Source organism: Streptomyces sp. NBC_00122, assembly GCF_045160845.1.
Taxonomy (GTDB): Bacteria; Actinomycetota; Actinomycetes; order Streptomycetales; family Streptomycetaceae; genus Streptomyces.
In genome coordinates, this window is the sequence record NZ_CP108191.1 from 3,317,735 (window position 1) to 3,334,312 (window position 16,578).

Below are 16,578 nucleotides of genomic sequence, written 5' to 3' on the forward strand. Positions count from 1 at the left end.
GAATCCCTACTTCGTCTCGGGTGCGGAGCCGCCGGGCAGGTCCTGCGGATCCATCGGGAGTACGGCGGTCACCTCGTACCCGCCGTCGGGGCGTGCACCGGCGGCCAGCTCGCCCCCCAGCATGCCTGCCCGCTCCCGCATCCCCAGCAGCCCGTGCCCCGCACCCGGCGAGGGAAGGGCCGGCCGGGTCGGCGCGGTGTTGGCGACGCACAGGTGCAGGTCGCGCGGCCCGTAGGCGATGCCGATCTCCACCTGCGAACCTGGAGCGTGGCGCAGGCAGTTGCTCAGTGCCTCCTGCACGATCCGGTACGCGGTGAGCTCGACGCCAGGGGTGAGCGGCCGCCGTATCCCCGCGATCTCGGTGGTGACATCGAGCCCCGCTCCCCGCACGTTGTCCACGAGGCCGTCCAACTCGGCGAGGGTGGGCTGCGGATGGTGGGGGTTCGCGGGATCGTCCGGCTGCTCGGAGCGCAGCACGCCCAGCACCCGCCGCAGCTCCGTCAGGGCCTCCAGCGCGTTCTCCCGGATGCCCGCGAGGTTCTCCTTGAGCTCCTCGGACGGGTTCTCCACGAGGTGCGGGGCGACCTGCGCCTGGATGGAGATCACCGACATGTGGTGCGCGACGACGTCGTGCAGCTCGCGGGCGATGCGGCTGCGCTCCTCCAGCAGCGTGCGCCGGGCACGCTCCTCCTCGGTGAGGGTCTCCTGCTCGACGAGTTTGCCGCGGGTCAGGCGGTTGGCCCGCAGGGCGTAGCCGAGGATTCCCACGAACCCGAAGAGGATGGCCACGCCGGCGATGATCGTCTGGCTCCGCGGCGGACTGAGGACGGCCTCGGCCAGTCCGGAGAGGGCGAGCGTGATGCCGATGACCCAGGCGGTCACCCGGGGCGGCACCCGCAGGGCGACCATCAGGATCAGGGGCGCGAGCGTGAACGGCCCGGCGGGCGTCCAAGGCCAGGACTGTCCCGGACCGACGTGGTCGTGGATGACCCAGGCGATGAGAGCCGCGGTGACGAGGCCGAGCCACCAGGCGGCGATCGGCCGGAACATGCTGAGCACGATGGACGCGGACGTCAGCAGCGCAAGCGCCACGCCGGCGCCCTCGACCCCGTAGTGGTCGTTCAGCTGCATCCCCGTCAGGACACCGCAGGGAATAGCGGCGTAGCAGAGGACCACATGCGGCAGCCAGGCCAGCCAGCGCGGCCGGGACATCTTCGGGAGGGGGTCCCGCTTCAGGGTGAACAGCTCCCGGGCCAGTCCGCGCGGCAGGACGATGCGGTGCTCGGCGGCGGGCGGCTCGGTCTGCTGGTTCACGCCGTCCAGGCTAAGGCCGGCCCTAGACATGGGTGATCTTCCTGGCGGTGGTGGCCGTCCGGGGGCGGGGGACGGCGGCGGTAGCGGTGGCGGGTGCCGCGGTGGGGGCCGTGGTGGGGCCGGGCTTCGGACGGCATGAGACCTGTTCGTACGTACGGAACGCGGCCCAGCAGATCGACAGCGCGGCGGCGAACACCGGCAGCCACAGCAGCCGGGCCGCTATCCATGCCATCGAGCCGGGCACGGTGTGCAGCCCGGGCAGGTCGGCCGGGACCAGCAGCCCGAGTGCGGTGACGGCCATCATGGCGGTCTGGTGCCAGAGGAAGATCGTCATGGCGGAGAGGTTCACCAGGGCGACCTTCGCCCAGGCCGCCGGGCGCCGCATGGCGCGGGCCAGCGGCCCGCGGACCAGCAGGGCCAGCCCGCACTGGGCCAGTCCGAACGCGGCCGCGGCGAGCGTCGGCGGATTCAGGTTCGATACGGCCGCCCCCGGGACACCCACCATGGACGCCGGATAGCCGCCCCACAGGATCAGCGCCGCGGTGGCGACGGCCCCCGCGGCGAGCAGGAGGAGGGCGGGACCGCGCCGGGCGAACGCCCCTCGGGACCATGCGGCACCCAGGGTGTACGGGACGAGCCAGCCCGCGGCCACGTTGACCCAGCCGACCCACTCGGGCCCTTCGAGTCCGAAGCGCCACAGGTCGACGCCCGCCACCACGGCCAGCGGCCACAGCGGATGGAGCCGGGACACGAGCGGGGTCGCGGCGGTCAGCGCGGCGAAGACGAGGAGGAACCAGAGGGGGGAGAGGACCAGCTTGACCAGCGTCTGGACGGTGTTCAGCTCCACTCCGCCGATGAGCATCCCGCCCGCCACGACCGTCCACAGGGTGAGCACGGCGGCGACCGGACGGAACAGCCGGCCCAGCCGCTGCCCGACCCAGGTGCGGTACGAATCCCCGCGCTCCCGCGCCGAGGCGTAGCCGCGGGCGGCGACATGACCGCCGACGAGGAAGAAGACGGCGAGGGTCTGGAACACCCAGGACACCGGGGCGAGCCAGGTCATGTGCGCGAGCGGGCTGGTGTTGCTCAAGCCGCCATCGGTGGTGGTCAGAGCCGTGACCAGCCAGTGGCCGAGCACCACGCCGAGGATCGCGAAGGTCCGCAGCGCGTCCACGGCACGGTCCCGGTCGGCCGGCGTGGCCGCGTCGATGCCCTCGGCCAGGTCGGACCAGCGGGCGCGGAGCTTACGCATGAGGGACCTCCGGGGCGGTGGTAGTGGCGGTGCCGAGGACGATGGCGGCCAGGTTGTCGAGGGACTCGGTGCCGGGCTTGAGGTAGTCGCTGTGCCCGGCCGGGCCGGCGGCGAAGGCCCGTGCTCCGAAGGCGGGGTCGACGGGGTCGGTACCGAAGCCGATCCGGCCGAGCCGGACGTGCGGGACGGTGCCTATCCAGTCGCCGCCGCCCCGCCCCGCCCAGACCCGGGCCTTCGTCGGCAGGTCCTGGACGGAGCCGGCCCCCGTCCCCGGACTGCCGAACAGGACCATGTCGGTGACCTCGGGCGCGGTCCCGGTCCGGGCGCAGACCACGGAGCCGTACGAGTGGCACAGGAGCGAGAGATGGGAGCCGGGCCCCGCCATGTCCCGCAACCGGTCCAGGAAGGGCCCCAGTTCGGCGGCGGCCTCGTCGGCGCGATCGGCTGTCAGGACGGTCGTGCTGACCGTGCCGGGGGTGTCGTACCCGAGCCAGGCGACCACGGCGGAGCGCGGATGCTCGGCCTGGAGGCGCTGCTGAAGGGAGACGGCCCCGGCACGGAACCTCTGGTAGGTGTCGAGCGTCGTGTCGGACCCGGGCACTAGGACGGTGACCCGGTCGGCGGTCTCCAGGTCGCCGAACACCTCGACGGCCCGGCCCCCTCCGCGGCCGTCGAAGGCGAGGAACCGCGCCGCACCAGCCGCGTCCATGGCGCGCAGCTTGGCGGCCCGGCCGGTGCGTCCGGCGGCCTCGGCCATACGGGCCGCTTCGGCGAGGTTGGCACGGTTGGCGTCGTAACGGTCGTGCGGTGCGGTGCCGTCGGCGAACGCGACGGGCGCCGGCGCGGGGACGCCGGGGGAGGCGGCGGCGGACACGGGAACCACGACCGCCGCCGCGACCAGCGCGGCCAGCAGCGTGCGCCGCAGCCGCCCGCTCGACGCGGCACGCCGCCCCGACCCCGACCCCGATCCCTCCCCTGCGCCCGCCCCCGTCGCCCCGCCGATGCCCGCCGTCGTGCCCACGGTCGTCGTGCCCACGGTCGTCGTCCCCGCCGCCATCGTCTCTTCCTTCGGTCAGGAAGAGCCGTCACCGCCCTTCTCTGTCACCGAAGTTAGAAATCCGAGCCCCTCGTCGGCGTCACGCTCCAGAGCCGTGTTCCCGCGTAGCTCTCAGGTATGACAGGGGCTACCTGAGAGTCACGCCGAAGCCCAAGTCGCCCGGTTCGCAGCCGCGTTAGGGTCCGGAGATGACCGAGACCGACTGGCTCCACGACCGCATCGGCAGCGCGCACCGCGGGGAGAATCCCACCGTCCTGCGCCGCCTCGACGCCGGTTTCGCCGTGATCGGGGACCGGCAGTTCCTGCCCGGATACTCCGTACTGCTGACCGACGATCCCGCCGTGACCCGCCTCTCCGACCTCCCCCGGGCGCGCAGGGCCATGTACCTCGGCGATCTGGAGCGGCTCGCCGAGGCCGTCGAGCGCGCCTGCCGACGGCTCGATCCCGCCTTCCGCCGCGTGAACATCGAGATCCTGGGCAACGCCGACCCGTACCTCCACACCCACATCTGGCCCCGCTACGACTGGGAGCCCGCCGACCGCGTCCGGCTGCCCGTGTGGCTGTACGAGGAGGAGTACTGGCGGGGCGGGCAGCACGCGCTGAGCCATCGGCACGACGGCCTGCGGGCCGCCATCGGGGAGGAACTGGACACCCTCACCGGGCAGTCCGGACCACGGGGCTAGTCCGTCGGGACGCCTACGACGTCGTCGCCACCCGCACGCCGAAGCCGATCAGGACCACACCCGTCACGCGGTCCAGAGCCCGCCGGACGCGCGGTCGCGCGAAGAAGCGCCGGGCGCGCGAGAGGACGTACACGTACGTGCCCAGCCAGCACAGGTACGCGGCGCCCGCGAGCTTCACCGCCAGGTACACCTCCGCCGACGCGGCGAGCCGCGCGGCCAGGCCCGCCACGGTGAGGGCGCCCCACAGCAGCAGTCCGACCGCGATCCCGCCGACGGTGCGCAGCCCGTCGGCGCGCCCCCGGGTCACCGCCCGCTTCGTCACGACCGCCATGTCGGGACCGGGGACGAGGGTCAGGAGCGCCAGGACGCCGGTCGCGCCGAGCAGCGGGGTGAGGTGGTGGCCGAGCACGCGGCTCAGTCTGCCACCAGGGGTTCCACGTAGCCCGCCCGCCACCGCGGGGCCGGGTCCTGGCCGGGGCTGGTCCAGTACTCCCGCGCCCCCACGATCTCCCCGTCCCGCACCGTCCACAGGGAGACGGCCCGGTAGACCACGTGGTCCTGGGGTATCTACACCTCGGTGACGACGAGGTCGCCGTCCGCCAGGATCCGCAGCAGTTCCACGGATCTCTCGTCCGCGTACCCGTCGTCGCTGTTGACGGCTATGAAGTTGGCCCGCCCCACGATGCGCTCGCCGCTCACGGGCCACTCGATGACCGCGTCCTCGGCGATGAGCCCCGCCACGCCGTCCCAGTCGCGCGCCTCGATCCGCTCCCACAGTCGTGCCACTACGTTCAACGGCTCCATGCCCGGCAGTGTCCGACGGCGCTTCGACGCGCAACAAGCTTTGCTTGCAGGCTTATCGACTTCGACACATTCGGTGCGGTCGGAGATCGGTCACTGCCTGCGGTAGGTGAGCGGGGGATGGTCGCTGCCCTCCAGCTCACGCTGGAGCGTGCCGTCGGATCGCAGCCGCAGCCGGCTCCGGCCGCCCGGGGTGCAGGTCGGCGGAGCCCCGGAGGTGACGGTGGAGGCGCCGAGTTCCACCGGGTCCGGTGCGCTGTTCAGGGGAGCCGTCCAGGCGCAGGCGAAGCCGGGGGCCTGGACGGCGAGGGACATCACCGGGTCGCCGGCCTCACCGCCGGTGAGGGTGAGCCGCCAGGTCTGGGTGCCCGTGGTGGCCCGCCAGTTGCCGAGGTACGCCTCGGGGAGACCGGTCGTGCCGGTGGCCGTCGTGGCAGTCGGGGCCGCGCCAGCCGTCGTGGCCGGCGTACGGGGACTGCCGACGGGCGGGCGCGGGTCGTCGGCGCCGCTCATCACCGCGTACACCGTGCCGGCGGACAGGCCGGCGACGGCCGCGGCCACTGCGAGGAGGAGGGCGGTGGAGGCGGTACGGGGGCGATGCGGAGGTTCCGCTTCCACCGGCGGGTACGGCCCGTACGACGCGTACGGCGCGTACGCGGGCGGCGGCTGCGTGAGCGGCGGCTGCGCCGGGCGGTCCGGTCCGGCGTCCTCCCGGTCCAGGAGCCGTACGGCGTGCAGCCCGAGCTGGGCCACCAGCGCCGCCGGGAGCCAGGGCTCCAGGGCCTTTCCGTCGGCCACGGTGTCGTCCGCGCCGACCCGGGTCAGGATCTCGGCGGGTCCGGGCCGCGCCGCGGGATCACGCCGCAGGCAGTCCCGTACGAGGTCGTGCAGCTCGGGCGGCACGCCGGTGAGGTCCGGTTCCGCGCCGGTGATCCGGAGCAGGAGGGCGGCCACGCCGCCGGGGTGTTCCGCGTCGCCGAAGGGCAGCCGTCCGGTCGCCGCGTACGCCAGCACCGCGCCGAGGCAGAAGACGTCGCAGGCGGCGGTGACGGGTTCGCCGCGGATCTGCTCGGGGGCCATGCAGCCGGGGGAGCCGATGAGTTCGCCGGTACGGGTCGGACCGGCGTCGGGCCGGGCGGTCCCGGCCGGGGCGCGGGCGATGCCGAAGTCGATGACGCGGGGGCCGTCCAGGGTGAGCAGGACGTTCGAGGGCTTCAGGTCGCGGTGCACGAGGCCGGCGTCATGGATGTCCTGGAGGGCGTACGCGAGGCCCGCGGCCAGGATCCGTACGGACCGGAGCGGCAGCGGGCCGGAGCCGTGGGCCACGACCTGGCGCAGGCTCGGCCCGGCGACGTAGCCGGTGGCGAACCAGGGGGTCGCGGCCTCGGTGTCCGCGTCGAGGACCGGGGCGGTCCACTCGCCGCCGACGCGCCGGGCGGCGGCGACCTCGTGGCGGAAGCGGATGCGGAACTCCTCGCGGGCGGCGAGCTCCGGGTGGATCAGCTTCACGGCGACGGTACGGCCGCGGTCGGACCGGGCGAGGTAGACCTGGCCCATGCCGCCGGCGCCGAGGCGGGACAGGAGGCGGTACGGGCCGATGAGGTGCGGGTCGCCTGGGTGCAGTTGTTCCATGGCAGGGTGGTCCCTCCCCCTAGGACAGGCCGAACGGCTCCGCAGCGGAGGACGGCAGGGGGCTCCGGACGGTTGCGCGTCGCCCGGCCGGTCCGCCCGGGCGCCGCCCCGGACCCCGCGCCGTGAACGCCGGCGGTGCTGAACGACCGCCCGCGCCGCAAGCGCCGGCGGTCCCGGTGGGGGGCGCCTCAGGCCCCGACGGGGCCGGATGGCGGGACGGGGCCCGGGGCAGGGTCGGGGACCGATGCCGGGGCCGAGCCCAAGCCCAAGTCCGAGCCCGAGTACGAGTCCGAGCCCGAGTCCGGGAGGCCGGACACGGTGTCCAGAGCGGACGAGAGGCGTTCCAGGACGCGGACCGTCTCGGCGAAGGCGGCGTCGCCCAGTTCCTCCGCGAGCCGGGCGGCCAAGGACGCGTGGCCCGGGCCGATGCGGGCCACCGCCGCCCGGCCGGCCTCCGTCGGCCGCAGCAGCTTCGCCCGCCGGTGCGCCGGGTTCGGGACGTACTCCGCGAGCTCCTTCTCGGCGAGCAGGTCCGCGATGCGCTGCACGCTCTGCCGGGTGATCCCCATGGCCCGGGCGATGCCCGCGACCGGCAGCGGCTCGTGCAGCACCGCACCCAGCACCTGCCACCACGCGGCCGTCAGCCCGGCCGGCCGGGCCAGTTCCTCGGAGACCGAGAGGAACTGGCCGTTGAGCCGGAACACCCCGAGCGCGGTCCGGCTCAGCAGGTCCTGCCGGGCGCGGACCGAGGGCTCACGCATCGCCCGCCTCCGCCGCCGCCATCAGCACCGGGTACGCGCTCGCGTCCGAGTCGTGGAACAGCCGGTACCACGCGTCCAGGACGTCCGGCTTGTACACGTCCAGGCGGGCGAAGACCTCGCGGGCGAAGGCCACCGGCTCCGTCGGCCCCGCCGTGATCAGGTCGCCGTCCGTCACCGCGTCGGCCTCGACGTACCTCCCGGCGCCGCCGTAACCCGGCTGCTGCGCCAGGTAGAAGGAGGCCGCGCCGGTGTGGGCGCGGTCGTCCAGCAGACCCTCCCGAGCGAGGCCGGCCGTGGCTCCGCAGATCGCCGCGACCGGCACCCCGGCGTCCAGGAACTCCCTCGCCTTCGCCGCGAACGGCGCCAGGTCCCCGCTCGTGTCCCACAGCGAGGCGCCGGTGAGGATCAGCAGCGAGGAGTCCTGCGGCCTCAGCCCGGACAGGGCCAGGTCGGGCTGGACGCGGACGCCGCCCATGGTGGTGACCGGCCGCTCGGCGGTCAGGGCGACGGTGCGGATCCGGTGGCCGCGCTGGGTCAGGTGCGCGGTGGTGTGGCCGGTCTCCCAGTCCGCGTACGTGTCGTAGACCGCGAGGTGTACGGGCTTGCGCGGGGTCTCGCTCATGGTGATCGCCTCCGGGTGGGATCCGACGTCCAGGACAAGCTCTATGACAAGAGACTGTCATGTCGACAGTATGCTGTCAACTAGTGCTGTCAGCCATCCTGGCGGGCCCCGCGCAACGACAGACTGCCGAGACCGGCCCCCCACCCCCATACAATCCGCCGATATCCCTTCCCACCTGCGCACTTCTAGCGTGACGCCATGACCCCTCATGTCGCCTCGCACACCCTCGCCGCAGTGAAGGACGCCGACCGCAAGCACGTCTTCCACTCCTGGTCCGCCCAGGCCCTGATCGACCCCCTCGCCGTCGCCGGGGCCGAGGGGTCGTACTTCTGGGACTACGACGGCAAGCGCTACCTCGACTTCTCCTCCCAGCTGGTCAACACCAACATCGGCCACCAGCACCCCAAGGTCGTCGCAGCGATCCAGGAGCAGGCCGCACGGCTCTGCACCCTCGCGCCCGGCTTCGCCGTCGACGTCCGCTCCGAGGCCGCACGCCTCATCGCCGAGCGGACCCCCGGCGACCTGGACAAGATCTTCTTCACCAACGGCGGCGCCGAGGCCGTCGAGAACGCCGTCCGCATGGCCCGGCTGCACACCGGCCGCGCCAAGGTGCTCTCCACCTACCGCTCGTACCACGGGGCCACCGCCGCCGCGATCAACCTCACCGGCGACCCGCGCCGCTGGCCCTCCGACACGGCCGCCGCCGGCGTCGTGCACTTCTGGGGCCCGTACCTCTACCGCTCCGCCTTCCACGCCACCACCGAGGCCGAGGAGTGTGCCCGCGCCCTCGCCCACCTCGCCGACACCATCGCCTTCGAGGGGCCGCAGACCATCGCGGCGATCATCCTGGAGAGCGTGCCCGGCACCGCCGGCATCATGACCCCGCCGCCCGGCTACCTCGCGGGTGTGCGCGAACTCTGCGACCGCCACGGCATCGTCTTCATCCTGGACGAGGTCATGTCCGGCTTCGGCCGTACCGGCAAGTGGTTCGCCGCCGACCACTGGGGGGTCACCCCCGACCTGATCACCTTCGCCAAGGGCGTGAACAGCGGGTACGTGCCGCTCGGCGGCGTCGCCATCTCCGCCGCGATCGCCGAGACCTTCGCCACGCGCCCCTACCCGGGCGGACTCACGTACTCCGGCCACCCCCTGGCCTGTGCCGCCGCCGTCGCGACGATCAACACGATGGAGGAAGAGGGTGTCGTCGAGAACGCCGCTCGCCTCGGCGAGGACGTGATCGGCCCGGCGCTCGCCGAGATCGCCGAGCGCCACCCCTCCGTCGGCGAGGTCCGCGGTCTGGGCACCTTCTGGGCGCTGGAACTCGTACGGGACAAGGAGACGCGCGAGCCCCTCGTCCCCTACAACGCGGCGGGCGCGGCCAACACGCCGATGGCCGAATTCGCGGCGGCCTGCAAGGCGTCCGGCCTGTGGCCCTTCGTCAACATGAACCGCACCCACGTCGTCCCGCCGTGCACCATCACCGAGGCGGAGGCGAAGGAGGGCCTGGCTCTCCTGGACGAGGCGCTGACGGTCGCCGACCGCCACACCACCGCCTGACGGGCCGATCCGGAGGGCAGGGCCCGGTCCGGGTCCGCGGGTCTGTGTGGTTCTCGTCCGCATAACGGGTCGGACATCCACATAACGATCACAAACCGCTCGGTTTCAGCCTCGCTGTCTGGCCTATGGTGTCCGGAGTTCTACAGAGGAGACGGACCCCTATGCCAGGCAGCGGAGCTGTCACCCGCAACACACTTCGCCAGCAGATCGCGGACGCGCTGCGTGACGAGGTGCTCGCGGGACGCCTGCCGCCGGGAACCGAGTTCACCGTCAAGCAGATCGCCGAGCAGTACGAGGTCTCCGCGACCCCGGTCCGCGAGGCGCTCGTCGACCTCTCGGCCCAGGGGCTGCTCGAACTGGTCCAGCACCGGGGCTTTCGCGTGCGGATCCTCTCCGTGGACGACTTCCGCGGAATGATCGAGGCCCGCGCGCTGGTCGTGGACGGGATCTTCCGCAGGCTCGCCGAGCGCGGCACCGACCTCGGCTCCGGCGAGCCGCTGGTCTCCGTGCGCCGCCGCGCCGACGAGGCGCGGCGGGCCGCGCAGAGCGGTTCGCTCGAAGTACTGATCGGCTACGACCTCCGCTTCTGGCGGGAGCTGAGCGGGCTGGTCGGCAACACCTACATCTCCGAGTTCCTGCACCGCATCCGCGTGCAGTGCTGGGTCTTCGCCGTACCCCACCTCCAGCGCGATCCGCAGCAGCTGCGGGCGGCGCTGTGGGACGGGCACAGCGACCTGGTGGACGCGGTGACCCTCGCGGACGCGGACGCCGTACGGAGCATCGTGCGGGGCTACAACCAGCACGCCCTGGCCTGGGCCGCCGGACTGTAGCGACCGCGCCGGGCCGGACGCCGCGGCACCCTGTCGTGCCCATGGCGTCACCCAACGTGGACCGGGTTCTGCGCACCCCTTCGCGGAGGGTGTTCGGCCCACTACTCTGGCCGGATCGGCGCCAACGACTGATCGGAGCCCGCGTGGCCTGTGACCTGTGGCTGGTCCCCCTTGTCGACGTGCTGTGCCACAGCCCCGACAATCCGTTCGCGGAAGAGATCGCCTCGTACGACAAGGCGCTGGGAGAGGCCGGACTGCCGTCCGTGCCCGTGTTCGCCTACATGCCGGGCCTGAGCGGGGACGTCGCCCCCGTCGCGGGCTTCGACTACGACGCCCTGCACTTCCTGCGGCGGGCGTACCTGCTCCAGATCTGCGGGCTGCCGGTGACCCCGGTGGACGAGCTGGGCGGTGACTACGAGCAGCTGCTGGAGATGTTCGAGCCCACGGCGCAGCAGTCACATCTGGTGTGGCACTACGACCACGCCGGGGCGTACGTTCCCGTGGACTTCGCGGTTCCGCTGGCGAACGAGGAGCTGCTGGCCGGAGGGGGTCCGCTGGGGTCCGCACAGGGGCTGCTGCGGGAGCTGGCCTTCGTGGGCCCGGCCATCGGGATAGACCCGGCGAACCCGCCCGCGGCGCCGGCTCCGCCGAGGCGGCCGACGTCCCTGGAGGAGCCCGCGGGGCCGATTCCGTACGACGACAACCCCTTCGCACGTGAGCGGCACGTCTGGCTGGGGCTGCACGCGGCCGCGACGCGGAGCCTCGGCCAGGGCTCGATGATCATTTTCAGCTGAGCCGGCCCCGGGGGGTGCGGGCGCGGGGGCCGCTGCGCGCAGCTGGTCGCCGCCGGCCCTCTCCCCGTGGCCCGTCCCGGGTCAGCCACGCCCCGGGAAACAGCCCCGGGTCAGCGGGGCTGTTCCGGCGGGCGCTGGCGCGGCATGTTCGGGCGGGTGCCCGGGGGGAGCGGGAAGCGCGCCGGGGGGATGTACGCGTCCGAGCGGGCGCCGACGGCGCCCAGGGACTGCATCACCAGCGGTGCGGGGCCGGAGCTGAACTCCACCATCCACTCCGCGGTCTCGGAGCGGACCAGCTCCGTCACGTCCTCCGAGAAGCGCCGCAGCACCGTGAGGCAGCGCTCGGCGGCCTCGCTCGCCGTGCCCTCCGTCGGGCCGAGCACCTCCCGAACGTTCTCCGAAGCCCAGTCGAACTGGAGCGTCTGCAGACGGCGCTGGACCGCCTGCGCGGTGGCGACGTCCCGCATCCAGCCGGACGTCAGGCCGAAGAACCGGTCGCATCCCAGGCAGGCCGCGCCCAGCAGCAGCGCGAGGAACCCGTACGCCGTCGCGCCCGGCGCCGAGCCCGTCAGCTCCAGCAGCGGCATGGCGGCGCCCGTGACGGCGCCGAACGCCGCCCCGCCGCGCAGGACGCGCGCGCCCCGGCGCTTCCAGGCCCGGTCGGACAGATACCACTCGGCCGTGCGCAGCGCGTCGTCCTCGACCCGGCGGTAGAGCTCGTCGAGGCGCTCGGCGGGCTCGCCCCAGTCCCCGAGGGGGAACGGCCGGCCGGTCAGATCGCCGGCCGCCATCGGCCCGCCGCCTTCCTCCCGGGGATCCCGGGGTGGCCCCTCGGGCTGCATCTCCGGCTGGCTCACCCGGCACTCCCTCTGCCTGCGCTGACGTGTGGTGGTGCGCGTGTGCGCAATGGTGCGCATGCTCTTCCTACCTTCGAATGACGCGCGATGGACAACGAATCCCGGGATTTCCGCTCACAAGGAGGGCTCCAGCAGGTACGCGCACGCCCCGACTCTCACTCGAAAGAGTTGGTCCTCACGGCGTAGGGCGCAGCGCCCGGGGAGCACGTAGGCTCGGATTGACCAAGCGTCCCGACCGCGCGTCCCGACTGTACGGAGTGAGTGACCTGTGATTCCCGGTGGTGGCCAGCCCAACATGCAGCAGCTGCTCCAGCAGGCCCAGAAGATGCAGCAGGACCTCGCCGCGGCCCAGGAGGAGCTTGCCCAGGCCGAGGTCGAGGGCCAGGCCGGAGGCGGTCTGGTCAAGGCGACCGTCACCGGCTCCGGTGAACTGCGCGCACTGGTGATCGACCCGAAGGCCGTGGACCCCGAGGACACGGAAACGCTCGCCGACCTGGTGGTCGCGGCGGTCCAGGCCGCCAACGAGAATGCCCAGGCGCTCCAGCAGCAGAAGCTGGGCCCCCTCGCCCAGGGCCTGGGCGGCGGCAGCGGCATTCCCGGCCTCCCGTTCTAGTCCCCTCCCGCATCCGCACCGAAAACCGAAAGAAGGCAGTCCGTTGTACGAAGGCGTGGTCCAGGACCTGATCGACGAACTGGGCAGGCTGCCCGGCGTCGGGCCCAAGAGCGCGCAGCGGATCGCCTTCCACATCCTGCAGGCCGAGCCCACCGACGTCCGACGCCTCGCGCACGCGCTGCTCGAGGTGAAGGACAAGGTCCGGTTCTGCGCGGTGTGCGGGAACGTGGCGCAGGAGGAACGGTGCGGCATCTGCCGTGACCCGCGCCGCGACACCACGGTCATCTGTGTCGTGGAGGAGCCGAAGGACGTCGTCGCGATCGAGCGGACCCGCGAGTTCCGGGGCAAGTACCACGTCCTCGGCGGAGCGATCAGCCCGATCGAGGGCGTCGGCCCCGACGACCTGCGCATCCGCGAGCTGCTGGCGCGCCTGGCGGACGGCGAGGTGACCGAGCTGATCCTCGCCACCGACCCGAACCTGGAGGGCGAGGCGACCGCCACCTACCTCGCCCGCATGATCAAACCCATGGGCCTGAAGGTCACCCGCCTGGCCAGCGGGCTCCCCGTCGGGGGAGATCTGGAGTACGCGGACGAGGTCACGCTCGGGCGGGCCTTTGAAGGAAGGCGACTTCTCGATGTCTGACGCAACGCTGCACGCCCTGGGACAGGATCCGGACGACTTCGCCGTCCAGATCGCGGACCAGATCGAGTCCTTCATCGTCGCGGTCACCGAGGTGGCCAAGGGCGAGGACCCGGACAGCGCGGTGCCCTTCCTCCTCCTGGAGGTGTCCCAGCTGCTGCTGGCGGGCGGCCGGCTGGGCGCGTACCAGGACGTGCTGCCCGACGAGCGCTACGAGCCCGACCTGGGCCCCGAGCCGGATGTCGACGAGCTGCGCGAGCGGTTCGCGTACATGCTGGAGCCGGTCGACGTGTACTCCGAGGTCTTCGACCCGTACGAGCCGCGCAAGGCCCCGGTCGCGCACCGGATCTCCGACGACGTGGCCGACGTGGTGGCGGACCTGCGGCACGGGCTGGCCCACTACCGGGCGGGCCGGACCACCGAGGCGCTGTGGTGGTGGCAGTTCTCGTACTTCACCAACTGGGGCCCGACGGCCTCCGCCATCCTGCGCGCCCTGCAGTCGCTGGTGGCCCACGTACGCCTGGACCAGCCGCTGGCGGCCCTGGACGGCCTGGACACGGACGAGGACCTGGCCGAGGATGACCTCGCGGAACAGGCCGGACAGGTCATGGCCGAGGAACTCGGCGGACTCGGCCGCAAGTGAAGGCCCCGACGCGGGGAACGTGTGCTGTGATCTTTTCGTCTCATGATGCGGTACGAAGCGGTCGGATCGCGGCTGCTCGTTAGACTGCACCAGCAATGAGACGGACTGAGCGAGGAGCGCACGTGGGCCTTGTCGTGCAGAAGTACGGAGGCTCCTCCGTAGCCGATGCCGAGGGCATCAAGCGCGTCGCCAAGCGGATCGTGGACGCCAAGAAGAACGGCCACCAGGTGGTCGTCGTGGTTTCCGCGATGGGCGACACGACGGACGAGCTGATCGATCTCGCCGAGCAGGTATCCCCGATGCCTGCCGGGCGTGAGTTCGACATGCTGCTGACCGCCGGAGAGCGGATCTCCATGGCCCTGCTGGCCATGGCGATCAAAAACCTGGGTCACGAGGCCCAGTCGTTCACCGGTAGCCAGGCAGGCGTGATCACCGACTCGGTCCACAACAAAGCGCGCATCATCGATGTCACGCCGGGCCGTATCCGCACCGCGCTGGACGAGGGCAACATCGCCATCGTCGCCGGCTTCCAGGGCGTGTCCGCGGACTCCAAGGACATCACCACCCTCGGCCGGGGCGGCTCGGACACGACCGCCGTCGCGCTGGCCGCGGCGCTGGACGCCGAGGTCTGCGAGATCTACACGGACGTCGACGGCGTCTTCACCGCGGACCCCCGCGTCGTGAAGAAGGCCCGGAAGATCGACTGGATCTCGTCCGAGGACATGCTGGAGCTCGCCGCCTCCGGTTCCAAGGTGCTGCTGCACCGCTGTGTCGAGTACGCACGCCGATACAACATCCCGATCCACGTCCGCTCGTCCTTCTCGGGACTGCGCGGAACCTGGGTCAGCAACGAACAGCCGCAAGGGGACGAGCAGGTGGAGCACGCCATCATCTCCGGAGTCGCTCACGACGTCTCCGAAGCCAAGATCACGGTCGTCGGCGTCCCGGACAAGCCGGGCGAGGCCGCGGCGATCTTCCGCGCCATCGCGGACGCCGAGATCAACATCGACATGATCGTGCAGAACGTGTCGGCGGCCTCCACCGGCCTCACCGACATCTCCTTCACCCTCCCCAAGGCCGAGGGCCACAAGGCCATCGACGCCCTGGAGAAGGCGAAGGGCGCCATCGGCTTCGAGTCGCTGCGCTACGACGACCAGATCGGCAAGATCTCCCTGGTCGGCGCGGGCATGAAGACGAACCCGGGCGTCACCGCCTCCTTCTTCCAGGCGCTGTCCGACGCGGGCGTCAACATCGAGCTGATCTCGACCTCCGAGATCCGCATCTCGGTCGTGACCCGCCAGGACGACGTCAACGAGGCCGTCCGCGCCGTGCACACGGCCTTCGGCCTCGACTCCGACAGCGACGAGGCCGTCGTCTACGGAGGCACCGGACGATGAACCGCGCCCGGTCCTCCGGCCCGGCGCTCGCCGTGGTCGGGGCGACCGGAGCCGTCGGCTCCGTCCTGCTCCAGATCCTGTCCCAGCGGGCGGACGTCTGGGGCGACATACGCCTGATCGCCTCCGCGCGCTCGGCCGGCCGGGTGCTGGCCGTCCGCGCGGAGGAGAGCGAGGTGCTCGCCCTCACCGAGGACGCCTTCGACGGCCTCGGGCCGGGCGACGTCGCGATCTTCCTCACCCCGGCCGAGGTCTCGGCCCGCTGGGCTCCCGTCGTCACCACGCGCGGGGCCGTCGTCGTGGACCAGTCAGCCGCCTTCCGGGAAGATCCCGAGGTGCCGCTGGTGGTGCCCGAGGTCAATGCGCACGCCGTACGGATGCGGCCGCGCGGCATCGTCGCCGGTCCCGACTGCGTGACCGCCGCGATGATCGCGGCCCTGGGCGCGCTGCACGCCGAGTACGGTCTGGCCGAGCTGACCGTCTCCTCGTACCAGGCCGCGGGCGCCGCCGGCCGGGCCGGCTCCGAGGTGCTGCGCCGCCAGCTGTCGCTGGTCGCCGGGACCTCCCTCGGGGAGCACCCCGGCGACGTCCGCCGCGCGGTGGGCGAGGACACCGGGCCCTTCGCCGCTCCGCTGGCGCTCAACGTCGTGCCGTGGTCCGGTGAGCTGCGCGAGGACGGCTGGTCCTCGCACGAGCTGGCCGTACGGGCGGAGACCCGCCGGATCCTGGACCTGGCGGAGCTGCCGATCGCCGTGACCTGCGTACAGGTGCCCGTGGTGACCGGGCATTCCCTGACCGTGCGGGCCCGGTTCGAGAACGAGGTGGACGCCCCGCACACCCGGGAGATCCTGGAGGCCGCGCCGGGCGTGGTCCTCGTGGACGACCCGGCGGCGGGGGAGTTCCCGACGCCGGCGGACGCCGCCGGTACGGATCCGGCCTGGGTGGGACGGGTGCGGGCCTCGCTCGACGACCGGCGCTCGCTGGAGTTCTTCGTGTGCGCCGACAATCTCCGCAAGGGCGCGGCCCTGAATGCCACTCAGATCGCGGAACTGATCGCGGGTGAATTTGCGTAATTCGCTTTGTAGGATCGGTGCTGATCCCTTGATCAAGGTGATGGCCCGACTGCCG

General features: G+C 72.5%; 19 protein-coding genes. 9 read left to right on the plus strand and 10 right to left on the minus strand.

What is annotated here, in order from left to right:
- Positions 1–6 precede the first annotated feature (6 nt).
- From OG737_RS15770 to OG737_RS15780, 3 genes are read right to left on the minus strand one after another with little or no spacing between them, the layout of a single operon-like run.
- Complete coding sequence (locus tag OG737_RS15770) at positions 7–1,314, minus strand: histidine kinase (protein WP_328926811.1); 1,308 nt, start codon at positions 1,312–1,314, stop codon at positions 7–9.
- Positions 1,315–1,336: 22 nt separating this feature from the next.
- Positions 1,337–2,566: an acyltransferase gene (locus tag OG737_RS15775; protein WP_405921646.1), complete on the minus strand. Its 1,230-nt coding sequence runs from the start codon at positions 2,564–2,566 to the stop codon at positions 1,337–1,339.
- Positions 2,559–3,623, minus strand: a complete 1,065-nt coding sequence (locus OG737_RS15780) for an alpha/beta hydrolase (protein WP_328926813.1) — start codon at positions 3,621–3,623, stop codon at positions 2,559–2,561. Before OG737_RS15780 ends, OG737_RS15775 begins: the two co-directional genes overlap by 8 nt.
- A gap of 188 nt (positions 3,624–3,811) precedes the next feature.
- On the opposite strand from OG737_RS15780, the gene OG737_RS15785 reads away from it, so the two are divergent.
- A complete protein-coding gene (locus tag OG737_RS15785) occupies positions 3,812–4,306 on the plus strand; it encodes an HIT family protein (protein WP_405921647.1) in 495 nt (164 codons plus the stop codon).
- Between the two features lie 13 nt (positions 4,307–4,319).
- On the opposite strand, the gene OG737_RS15790 is transcribed toward OG737_RS15785, so the two are convergent.
- The 6 genes from OG737_RS15790 to OG737_RS15815 form a co-directional block, all read right to left on the minus strand.
- A complete protein-coding gene (locus OG737_RS15790; protein WP_328926814.1) occupies positions 4,320–4,715 on the minus strand; it encodes a LysE family transporter in 396 nt (131 codons plus the stop codon).
- Positions 4,716–4,720: 5 nt separating this feature from the next.
- A complete protein-coding gene (locus tag OG737_RS15795) occupies positions 4,721–4,858 on the minus strand; it encodes a hypothetical protein (RefSeq protein ID WP_328926815.1) in 138 nt (45 codons plus the stop codon).
- 15 nt (positions 4,859–4,873) lie between these two features.
- A complete protein-coding gene (locus OG737_RS15800) occupies positions 4,874–5,110 on the minus strand; it encodes a nuclear transport factor 2 family protein (RefSeq protein WP_328926816.1) in 237 nt (78 codons plus the stop codon).
- 90 nt (positions 5,111–5,200) lie between these two features.
- A complete protein-coding gene (locus OG737_RS15805; protein WP_405921648.1) occupies positions 5,201–6,739 on the minus strand; it encodes a serine/threonine-protein kinase in 1,539 nt (512 codons plus the stop codon).
- 188 nt (positions 6,740–6,927) lie between these two features.
- Positions 6,928–7,500: a MarR family winged helix-turn-helix transcriptional regulator gene (locus OG737_RS15810; protein WP_405921649.1), complete on the minus strand. Its 573-nt coding sequence runs from the start codon at positions 7,498–7,500 to the stop codon at positions 6,928–6,930.
- Positions 7,493–8,122 (minus strand): DJ-1/PfpI family protein, encoded by a 630-nt coding sequence (locus OG737_RS15815; protein WP_328926819.1) that lies wholly within the window; start codon positions 8,120–8,122, stop codon positions 7,493–7,495. The genes OG737_RS15810 and OG737_RS15815 overlap by 8 nt, the downstream gene beginning before the upstream one ends.
- A gap of 198 nt (positions 8,123–8,320) precedes the next feature.
- On the opposite strand from OG737_RS15815, the gene OG737_RS15820 reads away from it, so the two are divergent.
- The 3 genes from OG737_RS15820 (at position 8,321) to OG737_RS15830 (ending at position 11,303) form a co-directional block, all read left to right on the plus strand.
- A complete protein-coding gene (locus OG737_RS15820; RefSeq protein WP_328926820.1) occupies positions 8,321–9,679 on the plus strand; it encodes an aspartate aminotransferase family protein in 1,359 nt (452 codons plus the stop codon).
- Positions 9,680–9,840: 161 nt separating this feature from the next.
- On the plus strand, positions 9,841–10,509 hold the full coding sequence (locus OG737_RS15825; RefSeq protein ID WP_328926821.1) for a GntR family transcriptional regulator: 669 nt from the start codon (positions 9,841–9,843) through the stop codon (positions 10,507–10,509).
- 143 nt (positions 10,510–10,652) lie between these two features.
- Complete coding sequence (locus OG737_RS15830; protein ID WP_328926822.1) at positions 10,653–11,303, plus strand: hypothetical protein; 651 nt, start codon at positions 10,653–10,655, stop codon at positions 11,301–11,303.
- A 110-nt stretch (positions 11,304–11,413) separates the two neighbouring features.
- Here the strand turns inward: OG737_RS15830 and OG737_RS15835 are convergent, their stop codons facing one another.
- Positions 11,414–12,160, minus strand: coding sequence for an SLATT domain-containing protein (locus OG737_RS15835; protein WP_328926823.1), 747 nt, complete (start codon positions 12,158–12,160; stop codon positions 11,414–11,416).
- Between the two features lie 268 nt (positions 12,161–12,428).
- On the opposite strand from OG737_RS15835, the gene OG737_RS15840 reads away from it, so the two are divergent.
- The 5 genes from OG737_RS15840 (at position 12,429) to OG737_RS15860 (ending at position 16,523) form a co-directional block, all read left to right on the plus strand.
- On the plus strand, positions 12,429–12,773 hold the full coding sequence (locus tag OG737_RS15840) for a YbaB/EbfC family nucleoid-associated protein (protein ID WP_078892798.1): 345 nt from the start codon (positions 12,429–12,431) through the stop codon (positions 12,771–12,773).
- Between the two features lie 43 nt (positions 12,774–12,816).
- A complete protein-coding gene (gene recR / locus OG737_RS15845; protein ID WP_030010802.1) occupies positions 12,817–13,416 on the plus strand; it encodes a recombination mediator RecR in 600 nt (199 codons plus the stop codon).
- A complete protein-coding gene (locus tag OG737_RS15850) occupies positions 13,409–14,056 on the plus strand; it encodes a DUF5063 domain-containing protein (protein WP_328926824.1) in 648 nt (215 codons plus the stop codon). The genes recR and OG737_RS15850 overlap by 8 nt, the downstream gene beginning before the upstream one ends.
- A gap of 122 nt (positions 14,057–14,178) precedes the next feature.
- Complete coding sequence (locus OG737_RS15855) at positions 14,179–15,453, plus strand: aspartate kinase (protein WP_328926825.1); 1,275 nt, start codon at positions 14,179–14,181, stop codon at positions 15,451–15,453.
- Complete coding sequence (locus OG737_RS15860) at positions 15,450–16,523, plus strand: aspartate-semialdehyde dehydrogenase (RefSeq protein WP_328926826.1); 1,074 nt, start codon at positions 15,450–15,452, stop codon at positions 16,521–16,523. The genes OG737_RS15855 and OG737_RS15860 overlap by 4 nt, the downstream gene beginning before the upstream one ends.
- Positions 16,524–16,578: the final 55 nt, after the last annotated feature.

What these genes read in the sequence shown, in the direction of transcription:
- OG737_RS15775 (WP_405921646.1), bottom strand. Translation starts at nt 2,566, where the DNA reads ATGCGTAAGCTCCGCGCCCGCTGGTCCGACCTGGCCGAGGGCATCGAC.
- OG737_RS15780 (WP_328926813.1), bottom strand. Translation starts at nt 3,623, where the DNA reads ATGGCGGCGGGGACGACGACCGTGGGCACGACGACCGTGGGCACGACG.
- OG737_RS15785 (WP_405921647.1), top strand. Translation starts at nt 3,812, where the DNA reads ATGACCGAGACCGACTGGCTCCACGACCGCATCGGCAGCGCGCACCGC.
- OG737_RS15800 (WP_328926816.1), bottom strand. Translation starts at nt 5,110, where the DNA reads ATGGAGCCGTTGAACGTAGTGGCACGACTGTGGGAGCGGATCGAGGCG.
- OG737_RS15805 (WP_405921648.1), bottom strand. Translation starts at nt 6,739, where the DNA reads ATGGAACAACTGCACCCAGGCGACCCGCACCTCATCGGCCCGTACCGC.
- OG737_RS15810 (WP_405921649.1), bottom strand. Translation starts at nt 7,500, where the DNA reads ATGCGTGAGCCCTCGGTCCGCGCCCGGCAGGACCTGCTGAGCCGGACC.
- OG737_RS15815 (WP_328926819.1), bottom strand. Translation starts at nt 8,122, where the DNA reads ATGAGCGAGACCCCGCGCAAGCCCGTACACCTCGCGGTCTACGACACG.
- OG737_RS15820 (WP_328926820.1), top strand. Translation starts at nt 8,321, where the DNA reads ATGACCCCTCATGTCGCCTCGCACACCCTCGCCGCAGTGAAGGACGCC.
- OG737_RS15825 (WP_328926821.1), top strand. Translation starts at nt 9,841, where the DNA reads ATGCCAGGCAGCGGAGCTGTCACCCGCAACACACTTCGCCAGCAGATC.
- OG737_RS15850 (WP_328926824.1), top strand. Translation starts at nt 13,409, where the DNA reads ATGTCTGACGCAACGCTGCACGCCCTGGGACAGGATCCGGACGACTTC.
- OG737_RS15860 (WP_328926826.1), top strand. Translation starts at nt 15,450, where the DNA reads ATGAACCGCGCCCGGTCCTCCGGCCCGGCGCTCGCCGTGGTCGGGGCG.